The following is a 10,739-nucleotide window of genomic DNA, read 5'->3' on the forward strand; positions in this document are numbered from 1 at the left end:
GGTTATTCCTTGACTGGCTGGCCGGAGGCTGGGCTGTCGTCCACTTCAACTTTTTCACCGGGGCGCGCGTGTTGCAGGCCTTCGACGACAATGCGGTCACCGGGCTTGAGCCCGCTGCTGACTATCCAGCGGTCTTCAATCACTGCGCCCAACTCCACCGGCTGCTGGCTGACGGTAAGCTCGGCATCCACCAGCAACACCATCGGGATGCCGGCGCTGTCGCGGGTGATGGCACGCTGCGGCACGCTGATGCCTTGTTTATCCACGGCCTGTTCCAGGCGCACGCGTACAAAACTGCCGGGCAACAGGTCGAGGTCCGGGTTGGGAAACTCACTGCGCAACGTGATTTGCCCGGTGCCTGGGTCAACGCTGATGTCGGCGAACAGCAACTTGCCCGGCAGCGGGTACAGGCTGCCGTCGTCCTCAATCAAGGTGGCCTTGGCCTGGTCCTGACCGACCTGCTTCAAGCTGCCGGCGCGGAAGGCGCGGCGCAGGTCATTCAGTTCACGGGTGGACTGGGTGAGGTCGGCGTGGATAGGGTCCAGTTGCTGGATGATCGCCAGCGGCGTGGCTTCGTTCTGGCCGACCAGCGCGCCCTCGGTCACCAGTGCGCGGCCGATGCGCCCGGAAATCGGCGCGGTCACGGTGGCGTAGCCGAGGTTGAGTTTGGCGCGTTCGACGGCGGCCTGGTTGGCGGCGACTTCGGCGTTGGTCTGGCGCACGGCGGCGCGCGCATTGTCGTAGTCCTGGCCGCTGATGGCATTGCTTTCGACCAACTGGCTGTAGCGCTGCGCTTGCAGGCGCGCTTGAAACGCGTTGGCGCGGGCCTTGCTCAGGTTGGCCTGCGCGCTGTCCAAATCAGCTTTGAACGGCGCCGGGTCGATACGGAACAGCACGTCACCCTGTTTTACGTCGTGGCCTTCCTTGAACACACGCTGCATCACCACGCCGGCAACCCGCGCGCGCACTTGCGCGATGCGCGGCGCGGCGATGCGCCCACTCAGCTCGCTGGTGATGGAGAGCGGCTTGGCTTGCAGGGTTTCGACGCGCACTTTGGCCGGCGGCGTTGGCGGCGCGCCGGCGGCCGACTTGTCACACGCGCTCAGGGCGAGTGCCAGGGCCAGCAAGCAAAACGGCGCTAACAGATTCTTCGACATGCTTATATCCCACTATTGACTGGCGCATCCTAAAGACACCGGCTGCATGGTGCTGTGAAGCTATGTAGCGGGTCTGTGAAGAAATGTAAGGCGCAGCCCATAGTCTGCCGCGTGCGTATATCCTTGCACAATCCTGCAACACATCAGGTTGTTAACAACCGCTAACAGTATTATTTGGAAACACCATGCCCAACATCCTCCTGGTGGAAGACGACGCCGCACTCTCCGAGCTGATTGCCAGCTACCTGGAACGCAATGGCTACCACGTCAACGTGCTCAGCCGTGGCGACCACGTACGCGAACGCGCGCGCCTGAACCCGCCGGACCTGGTGATTCTCGACCTGATGCTGCCCGGTCTCGACGGCCTGCAGGTGTGCCGCCTGCTGCGCGCGGACTCGGCGTGCTTGCCGATTTTGATGCTGACCGCGCGTGACGACAGCCACGATCAGGTGCTGGGCCTAGAAATGGGCGCCGACGACTATGTGACCAAACCCTGCGAGCCGCGCGTGCTGCTCGCCCGTGTGCGCACCTTGCTGCGCCGTAGCAGCTTGTCCGAACCGCAAGCGGCGAATGACCAGATCATTATGGGCAACCTGTGCATCGACCTGTCCGAACGCACGGTTACGTGGCGCGAGCAGGCGGTGGAGCTGTCCAGCGGTGAATATAACCTGTTGGTGGTGTTGGCCCGGCATGCCGGTGAAGTGCTCAGCCGCGACCAGATTCTGCAACGCCTGCGCGGTATCGAATTCAACGGCACCGACCGCTCGGTGGACGTGGCCATTTCCAAACTGCGCCGCAAGTTCGACGACCACGCCGGCGAAGCGCGCAAGATCAAAACCGTATGGGGCAAGGGCTACCTGTTCAGCCGTTCCGAGTGGGAATGCTGACCCATGTTTCGTTTACTGCTACGCCTTTACCTGATCACCGTCGTCACCTACAGCGCGGCGATCTACTTGATCCCCAAGCTGGTGATTGAGGTGTTCGAACACCGCTACATGAACTACAACGTCGAGCAGAGCCGCGGCCAGCAAAAACTCATCGTCAAACAATACCTGCGGGTGCCGGTGGAGCGCTGGTCACAGGTCACCGAACAACTGGGGCGCGACTTTGCACCGCTGACCGTACAATTGCTGGTGCGCGAGGACGCGCGCTACACGCCGCAAGAGGCACTGTTGCTGGCGCAGGGCAAACCGGTGGTGCGCCTGGGCGAGTGGGGCTGGATGGAAGAAATCAGCTCGCCGATCAACGCGCAGTTTGTGGTCAAGGTGACGACACCGCCCGACCCGCTGGACATGAACGTGCTGTATTGGGCGATCAACGTACTGATCGTGGCGGCGTTGCTGGCCTGCCTGTTGATCTGGCTGCGGCCGCACTGGCGTGACCTGGAGCGCCTGAAAACTACCGCCGCGCAACTCGGCAGGGGCAACCTCAGCGAGCGTACGTGCATTCCGGCCAGTTCCAACATCGGCAGCCTGGCGTCGGTGTTCGACACCATGGCCGACGACGTCGAACACCTGCTTAACCAGCAGCGCGACTTGCTCAACGCGGTGTCCCACGAACTGCGCACACCCTTGACCCGCCTGGATTTCGGCTTGGCACTGGCGTTGTCCGAAGAGTTGCCGCAGGCGAGCCGCGAGCGCCTGCAAAGCCTGGTGGCGCATATTCGCGAGCTGGATGAGCTGGTGCTGGAATTACTCTCCTACAGCCGCCTGCAAAACCCGGCGCAGTTGCCGGAGCGTGTCGAGGTGATGCTCGACGAGTTTATCGACAGCGTGTTGGGCAGCGTCGACGACGAACTTGAAAACCCCGGCATTGTGATCAATGTCGCGCTCGACTGCGCCGTGGAGCGTTTCAGCCTCGACCCGCGCCTGACTGCCCGCGCCTTGCAAAACCTGCTGCGCAACGCCACGCGTTACTGCGACCAGCGCATCCAGGTGGGCGTCAAGGTGTGCGCCGAAGGCTGTGAAATCTGCGTGGACGACGACGGCATCGGCATTCCGCTGGACCAGCGCGAGCGCATTTTTGAACCGTTCTATCGCCTCGACCGCAGCCGCGACCGCGCCACGGGTGGTTTCGGCCTCGGCCTGGCGATCAGCCGGCGCGCCCTTGAAGCACAAGGCGGCAGCTTGAGCGCCCAAGCGTCACCGTTGGGCGGCGCGCGGTTTCGCCTGTGGTTGCCCAACGTCAGCTGATCAGAGCACCTTGACCGCACGGCCGATGGCCTGAATCGGCCCGGTCGGTTTGCCGGTCGGTGAGCCGTTCGGGTCTTCCAGGGTCAGCTCGAACAGTTGGTTTTGCGTGAGCGGCGGCAGCCTGTCCAGCGGCACCGACAGCGTTTGCCCAGGCGTCACCAGCCCCAGCGAAACCGGGCCTTGCCAGCCGTCGCCTTTGGTCCAGAACTGCAGCGCCTTGTCGGCCGGAACGTGCATCACGCCCAGCGGAATCAACTGGATTTTTTGAGTATTACTGGCCTGGATCACCCAGCCCGGCGCCTGGCTTTGCGGCGCCACCAGCACCACCACAAAAGACGGCTCAGAAGTGGGCGGGCGGGTCAGCAGCAACGCCGCCAATAACACGCTGGTCAGCAGCCCCGCACCGGCCAGGCCGCGCCACACTGCCAACAGGTTCCACCAGGCTGCGCCTGCCTGTTTGCCGGCGAGGTTGCCTTCGATGCGCCGCCACAGGTGAGCGGAGGGCGCCACCGGCGCGGCCAGCGCGGTCAATGGCAGCAGGCGCTGCTCCCAGGCGTCCACCGCTGCGCGCAACGCGGCGTCGTGTTTAAGGCGTTGTTCGACCTCGGCGCGCTGTTCGGGCGCCAGGGTGCCCAGCACGTATTCGCTGGCCAGTTCGTCAAGTGGGTCACTCATGCCATGCACTCCCGCAGCGCGGCGAGGCTACGTTTGATCCAGGCTTTGACGGTCCCCAGCGGAGTGTCCAGTTTCTGTGCGATTTGGCTGTGGGAATAGCCGTCGACGTAGGCGTGAAGGATGCAAAGGCGACGGGCCGGGTCGAGCTGTTCCAGGCAGTGGTAAACCTGCCCGGAGCGTGCGCTGAACTCAAACCTGTCGTCAGGTGCTGCGAGCTGCTCATGTTCTTCGCTCAAGGCTACTTCGCGGTAGTGGTTGCGCAGCGCATTCAGCGCCAGGTGCCGGGTGACGCTGAACACCCAGCCACGCGCCGAGCCGCGGCTGGCGTCGAAGCTGCCGGCGCCGCGCCAGATCTTGATAAACGCATCGTGCACGATGTCTTCGGCCAGCGCCTTGTCGCGGACGATGCGCAGGGCCACGCCGAGCAAACGGCTGCTGTCTTGCGCATATAACTGGCGCAAGGCGCGCTGGTCGCCACGCGCGCAGGCACGCAAACACGCTTCGTAATCAAACAGGTTTTCAGTTGGGGACACGGTTTTGCGCCGCAAGAACAAGACCCATACCCCGACCCGAAGGCCGGGGCGCTATCGCAGCAGAATAGCTGAATTTAATCAGTTGGCCGCCCAGAAGATGTAGTCGGCCTGGTACTTCACCACTTCCTGCTTGCCCTTGTTGGCCGTGGTGCACGCGGTGCTTGGCGCCACGCCGCCTTTAAGCGCGACGCGCTGGATGTAACTTACGCCACTCATCGCGCCCTTGCCTTCGGCCGGGTTGGCCTTGACCAGTTGATAGGGCAGGTTGCCCGCACTCGACGGCGCCACGGCCAATTGCGTGCCGGTGATTTTTGAACCGTCGTTGGCCTGCCAGGTCGCCGGTGGGCCGAAGTAGGTGCCCACGGCCTTGCCGCTGCGGTCATTGAGCACGGCCTTGGGGCCGACGAAGGTCCATTCGGTCTGGCCGGCAGCATTGGCTTTGTCGCGGCATTCGTAGGTGATTTCGCCGACGCCGGTGGTTTCCATTGCCACCTTGTGTCCGTCCGGCACTTTGATGCTGTCCGGCAAGCCGGTCTGGGCAAAGGCGCTTGGCGCAGCGGCGAGCAGGGCGGTCAGGCAGAGCAGTGCTTTAGCGTTCATGGGTGCTTCTCCATTCAAGTAAAACAGCGGGGTGACTGTCAGTACTACCCACGGCGCGCACGATTGGATGCACGGATTAGAAAATAAACTTTTTGGGGCGCACACTGTGCCCCCGCTTTACCCGATGAGAGATTGGCAATGACTGGTGTACACACGTCTGCTCAACAAGGTTTCTCTGCCCAGGCCGTTACCTACGCCCAAGGCCGGCCCGGCTACCCACGCCAACTCACGGGCTGGCTGAACAACGCGCTGCACATTGACGCGCACTCGACGGTCGTCGACCTCGGCGCCGGCACCGGCAAGTTCACCCGTTTGCTCAGCACCCTGGCGCCCACGTTGATTGCCGTGGAGCCGGTGCAGGCAATGGGCGCGCAGCTTAGAACACTGTTGCCGGACGTGCGCCTGGTAAACGGCACGGCCGAATCCATCCCGTTGGAAACCGCCAGCGCCGATGCACTGGTGTGCGCGCAGGCGTTCCACTGGTTTTCCACCGAGGCCGCGCTGGCCGAGATCCACCGCGTACTCAAGCCCGACGGGCGCTTGGGGCTGGTGTGGAACGTGCGCGATGAATCGGTGGATTGGGTCGCCGCGATTACGCAGATCATCACCCCCTACGAGGGCGATACCCCGCGTTTTCACAGCGGGCACTGGCGCGAGGCGTTTACCGGACGCTACTTTTCCGAGCCTGAACTGACCTGCTTTGCCTACACCCACGTTGGCAGCCCGCAAGAAGTGATCATCGACCGCTTCCTCTCGGTCAGCTTCATCGCCGTGCTGAGCGAGGCGGAAAAAGCCACGGTGACCGCGCAATTGCAGGCCTTGATCGACACCCATCCCGACCTCAAAGGGCGCGAAACCGTGGCATTCCCTTACCAGACCCAAGCCTACGTGTGCCGGCGACTGGCCTAAAAGGCATAAAGTCAGATCATATTGATATAAGTGGTTATAAGAAAAATCGCTATCCTTCGGCCAGAAATTTATAAGGCCGCGGGTAGCTGTAATGGATGTGGGTAATATTGGTTTTGTAGTCGCGGGCCTGATCGTTGGTTTTATCGTGGGCATGACCGGTGTCGGTGGCGGCTCGTTGATGACCCCGATCCTGTTGTGGTTCGGCATCAACCCGGCCACCGCCGTGGGCACAGACTTGTTGTACGCCGCGATCACCAAGTCGGGTGGCGTGCTGGTGCACAGCAAAAACAAGAACATTGACTGGACCATCACCGGCTGGCTGACCCTCGGCAGCGTGCCTGCGGTGCTGCTGACCCTGTGGTTTCTGGCCAGCCTGCACACCGACCCCAGCGCCATGAACGCGGTGATCAAGCAGGCGCTCGGCTTTGTGTTGCTGCTGACGGCGCTGGCGATTCTGTTCAAGCAGCGCTTGTTGGCGTTTGCCCAGCGGCATGCCGGCGGTGATTACCACCTGCGCCCGCGTAACCTGAATGCGCTGACGGTGACCACCGGCGCCATACTCGGCAGCATGGTCGCGCTGACCTCGATTGGCGCGGGTGCGCTTGGCACCGTGGCGTTGTTTATTCTGTACCCGTTTTTGGCCACGCGGCGCTTGGTCGGCACAGAGATAGCACACGCGGTGCCGTTGACCCTGGTGGCGGGGCTGGGGCATGCCGGCATGGGCAATATGGACTGGCATTTGTTGGGCTTTTTGCTGATAGGGTCGCTGCCGGGGATTTACCTGGGCAGCCACATGACCGGCAAAGTCCCGGACGCTGTGTTGCGGCCTTGTCTGGCGATTATGTTGATGGCGATTGGGTATAAATTGGCGTTTTGAGTGGGCCAATGATCATTCCCACGCAGAGCGTGGGAACGAGCAGGCTCAAGCCCGCGTGCCTGGGCCATTGCCGATCTGCCACACAAACGGCGGCTCAGTCCCATTCACCACCCAATCCCCAACAATCCGTGCCTTGTAGATCACCGGGTTGTGCGACGACACCGTACGCGCATTGCGCCAGTGGCGATCCAGCGCTTTACCCTGGCGCACATCCGATGCGCCCAACGCATTAAACAACTCACTGGTCGCACGCTGGATCAATTCCGACACCACCACCTGCGCCGTCGCCGATTCAATCTCCGCCGCCACATTCGCTGCGCGTTCAGCCACTGCATCCCCGGCAAAACGCGCCAGGTACGCCTGTTGCGCCGGGACTGCGGCTTTTAAAGCGCTGGCCTCTGCGGCGTACACCAGCGCCGCCACTTCACCGACTACTTGTTGAACCTGAGCATCCTGGCTGACGTGAGCGGCATTGCCATGACTGTAAATGCGCTTGCGGCTGCGCACTTGATGGGCCACGTCGTTAAGCGCGGCGCGGCCGATACCGGCCAGGGTCGCGAGTAGCACCAGTTGGTAAAAAGCGGTCTGGTATTTAAAACGCGTAGCAAAATCGATAACGTTTTCCGCCTCCACCTGCGCGTCGGTAAAACGCGTGGTGCCGCTGCCGGTGGTGCGCTGGCCAAAGCCGTCCCAGTCATCGCTGGTAGCAACGCCAGGCTGGCGCGTGCGGGTGGCGGCAATCACATCAGCGCCGGTGTCGCTGCGTTGCGCGTACACGTCGATCCAGTCGGAGAAGATGCTGCCGGTGCTGTAGAACTTCTCACCGTTGAGCTTCCAGTGTTCACCGTCGGGGCTGACCTGGGTGACCACATCGCCGATGGCGACATTGCCGATTTCGGTCCAGGCGCAGCCGACAATATCACCCTCGACAAAACGCTTGAACCAGACCTCACGGCCCGCGCCGGGTGGCGCATTCAGGCGGTCTTCGGCAAACGCGAAGTGCCCGCGCAAGGCCTGTGGCACGTTTGAGTCGGCGGCGGCGAGTTCGATCAGCAGTTCGAACAGTTGCGGCAACGACGCGCCGCCACCGCCATATTCCACCGGCACGCGCACCGCGCCAAACCCGGCTTGTTTAAGCCACAGGATCGGTTCATGGGGCAGGGCGCGGCTGTGCTCGCGCGCTAGCGCGCCGTCGGCGATGCGTTGGAAGATCGGCCGGAAGCGCGCGGCCAACGTGGGGTAGTCGACGCCGGTGGACAGCGGGTTGATGACGTGTTGCTCGGTCATGGGGACGGCTCCTTGGCAGTGATCAAGTCTTGGGGCGATTGCACAGTCCGTGCCGTGCCGCAAACGCGCGTGTTTGCGCGGCGCAGGTGCGCTGCGCTGTTGCGCCAGCAACAGTGAACCGACAAACCGACGCGATCCCTGACACCAGCGGCGCCGCGCCCCGGCGCCACGTTCTACCCCACGAAGCCCATGACCTGGGCCTTTGCCGCGGCCTGGCACGCTTGCTGCTCAAGCCCTTGTTACATCCCTTTGTGAGAGGTAATGCCCGATGAGTCAGCAAGCCGTGAAATTTGCCTACTGGGTGCCCAACGTCAGCGGTGGGTTGGTGGTGAGCAAGATCGAACAACACACGCATTGGGGCATCGACTACAACCGCAAACTGGCGCAGTTGGCCGAAGCAGCGGGCTTTGAATATGGCCTCACGCAAATTCGTTTCACTGCCGGTTACGGCGCCGAAAACCAGCACGAATCCGTGGCGTTCAGCCATGCGTTGCTGGCCGCGACCACCACGCTCAAAGTCATCGCGGCGATCCTGCCCGGCCCGTGGCAACCGGCGTTGGCGGCCAAGCAACTGGCAACCATCGACCAGCTCACCAACGGGCGCATCGCGGTGAATATCGTCAGCGGCTGGTTCAAGGGCGAGTTCCAGGCGATCGGCGAACCCTGGCTGGAACACGACGAGCGTTATCGGCGTTCCGAGGAATTTATCCGCGCCCTGAAAGGCGTCTGGAGCCAGGACGATTTCACCTTCAAGGGTGATTTCTACCGGTTCAACAACTACACCCTCCGGCCCAAACCGCTGGGCCAGCCGGAAGTGTTCCAGGGCGGCAGTTCGCGGGCGGCGCGCGACATGGCGGCGCGGGTGTCGGACTGGTACTTCACCAACGGCAACACGCCTGAAGGCATCAAGGCTCAGGTGGATGACATTCGCGCCAAGGCGGCGGCGAATAACCATTCGGTCAAAGTCGGCGTCAACGCGTTTATCATCGCCCGCGACACCGAGGCAGAAGCGCGTGCCGTGCTCGCAGACATCATCGGCAAGGCCGACCCGGACGCCGTGAATGCCTTCGGCGATGCGGCCAGACAGGCCGGCAAGGCCTCACCGGAAGGCGAGGGCAACTGGGCCAAATCCAGCTTTGAAGACCTGGTGCAGTACAACGACGGCTTCAAGACCAACCTGATCGGCACTCCGCAGCAAATAGCCGAGCGCATCGTCGCGCTCAAGGCGGTGGGCGTGGACCTGGTGCTGGCCGGCTTCCTGCATTTTCAGGAGGAAGTCGAGTACTTCGGCAAGCGCGTATTGCCGCTGGTGCGCGAGCTGGAAGCCAAGGCCGCGATCAAGCAGGTGGCCTAAGCATCATCGGTTAAACACCAGCACCGCCGCGCGCAATTTATGACTGCCGAAACGGCACATCCGCTCGAACTGCGCATGGCTGACCGGCAGGTGCTGGCAGTCTAGCGGCTGCGCGCCCTCGCGCAGCAACTGCGGCAGGTCCAGTGCGCCGCCCACGGCCTGCTCGACATCGCTGCCGGCCAACGCTTCTTCGAAGGCCTCGTGGGCTGAACGCATCACGTCCTTTTTGTGCTGGTCGCGCATGCCATGATGTGGCGCTTTCGCGCATCGGGCTGGCTTGGGGTGTTCTTTAGGTTGGGTATATATCCGGTATTGGGGTTATGGCTTGTATCGGTTTCGCTCTTACAGCGAGTCACTTTTGAAAGGACCCAAAAGTAACCAAAAGGTCCTCGCCCCACCACTTGGTGCCTCGCTTAGGCTCGGCATGCCCGCCCACAGGCTTGAATCCGTGGGCCGCCGCGATGGGCCATCCTTGGCCCAGCGCGGCTAACCCGGCGTCCTGCCGGGTTACCCACGGATTCAAGCCTGCGTGCGGCCATCGTGGTTTAACGGGGCGCTTCTAAGATCAAGATCACAAAGATCAAAAGCAAGAGCACGGCGGCCTGAAAGCCGACCTGAGTGGTTGAAGCGGATCAGAAGCAGATCAAAGGCGGGTCTTGAGTACACAGCAGNAGCCGACCTGAGTGGTTGAAGCGGATCAGAAGCAGATCAAAGGCGGGTCTTGAGGACACAGCAGATCTGCTTTTTTTGCTTTCTGTGGGAGGGGGCTTGCTCCCGATTGCGGTGTGTCAGTTGAAAAATATTTATCTGACACACTGCAATCGGGAGCAAGCCCCCTCCCACAGTTTGACCACATTCTGCTTGGGAGATGATCGTTCCCACGCTCTGCGTGGTAATGCCGCTCCGGACGCTCTGCGTCCTGCCCCCTCCCACAGTTTGACCACATTCTGCTTGGGAGATGATCGTTCCCACGCTCTGCGTGGTAATGCCGCTCCGGACGCTCTGCGTCCCGCTTTTTCAGCCATAGAACGCATTCAGCGTGAGAGATTGGGTCGGCTTTCAGGCCGCCTGCTTTTGATTGTGATCTTGATCTAAGGCGCCCCGTTAAACCACGATGGCCGAACGCAGATATTACGGAGCGGGTAAACCGGCAGG

At 62.2% G+C, this 10,739-nt stretch carries 10 protein-coding genes and 1 pseudogene; 5 read left to right on the forward strand and 6 right to left on the reverse strand.

Going from position 1 to position 10,739, the window contains the following annotated elements; translation table 11 throughout:
- Positions 1-2: 2 nt before the first annotated feature.
- Positions 3-1,157, reverse strand: a complete 1,155-nt coding sequence (locus AO240_RS15920; protein WP_099237303.1) for an efflux RND transporter periplasmic adaptor subunit — start codon at positions 1,155-1,157, stop codon at positions 3-5.
- Positions 1,158-1,342: 185 nt separating this feature from the next.
- Between AO240_RS15920 and AO240_RS15925 the strand changes: the two genes are divergently transcribed.
- A complete protein-coding gene (locus tag AO240_RS15925; protein ID WP_099237305.1) occupies positions 1,343-2,044 on the forward strand; it encodes a response regulator transcription factor in 702 nt (233 codons plus the stop codon).
- 3 nt (positions 2,045-2,047) lie between these two features.
- A complete protein-coding gene (locus AO240_RS15930; RefSeq protein ID WP_099237307.1) occupies positions 2,048-3,349 on the forward strand; it encodes an ATP-binding protein in 1,302 nt (433 codons plus the stop codon).
- Here the strand turns inward: AO240_RS15930 and AO240_RS15935 are convergent, their stop codons facing one another.
- The 3 genes from AO240_RS15935 to AO240_RS15945 form a co-directional block, all read right to left on the reverse strand.
- Positions 3,350-4,024, reverse strand: a complete 675-nt coding sequence (locus tag AO240_RS15935; protein WP_099237309.1) for an anti-sigma factor domain-containing protein — start codon at positions 4,022-4,024, stop codon at positions 3,350-3,352.
- Complete coding sequence (locus tag AO240_RS15940) at positions 4,021-4,539, reverse strand: sigma-70 family RNA polymerase sigma factor (protein WP_099237327.1); 519 nt, start codon at positions 4,537-4,539, stop codon at positions 4,021-4,023. Before AO240_RS15940 ends, AO240_RS15935 begins: the two co-directional genes overlap by 4 nt.
- A 96-nt stretch (positions 4,540-4,635) precedes the next feature.
- Positions 4,636-5,157, reverse strand: a complete 522-nt coding sequence (locus AO240_RS15945) for a DUF3455 domain-containing protein (protein WP_099237311.1) — start codon at positions 5,155-5,157, stop codon at positions 4,636-4,638.
- A gap of 138 nt (positions 5,158-5,295) precedes the next feature.
- On the opposite strand from AO240_RS15945, the gene AO240_RS15950 reads away from it, so the two are divergent.
- Both AO240_RS15950 and AO240_RS15955 read left to right on the forward strand, forming a co-directional pair.
- Positions 5,296-6,066 (forward strand): class I SAM-dependent methyltransferase, encoded by a 771-nt coding sequence (locus AO240_RS15950; RefSeq protein ID WP_099237313.1) that lies wholly within the window; start codon positions 5,296-5,298, stop codon positions 6,064-6,066.
- Between the two features lie 91 nt (positions 6,067-6,157).
- On the forward strand, positions 6,158-6,943 hold the full coding sequence (locus AO240_RS15955; RefSeq protein WP_099237315.1) for a sulfite exporter TauE/SafE family protein: 786 nt from the start codon (positions 6,158-6,160) through the stop codon (positions 6,941-6,943).
- 45 nt (positions 6,944-6,988) lie between these two features.
- Here AO240_RS15955 and AO240_RS15960 read toward each other — a convergent pair whose 3' ends face one another.
- On the reverse strand, positions 6,989-8,230 hold the full coding sequence (locus AO240_RS15960) for an acyl-CoA dehydrogenase family protein (protein WP_099237317.1): 1,242 nt from the start codon (positions 8,228-8,230) through the stop codon (positions 6,989-6,991).
- Between the two features lie 268 nt (positions 8,231-8,498).
- Here AO240_RS15960 and sfnG point away from each other — a divergent pair, with 268 nt between their 5' ends.
- Entirely contained in the window at positions 8,499-9,584 is a 1,086-nt protein-coding gene (gene sfnG, locus AO240_RS15965; protein ID WP_099237319.1) for a dimethylsulfone monooxygenase SfnG, read from the forward strand.
- Between the two features lie 3 nt (positions 9,585-9,587).
- On the opposite strand, the pseudogene AO240_RS15970 reads toward sfnG, so the two are convergent.
- Positions 9,588-9,830 (reverse strand): annotated as a pseudogene (locus tag AO240_RS15970) (peptidase C39 family protein); the annotation flags it as partial.
- Between the last annotated feature and the right edge of the window lie 909 nt (positions 9,831-10,739).

Source organism: Pseudomonas sp. ICMP 460, assembly GCF_002723595.1.
Classification (GTDB): Bacteria; Pseudomonadota; Gammaproteobacteria; order Pseudomonadales; family Pseudomonadaceae; genus Aquipseudomonas; species Aquipseudomonas kitaguniensis.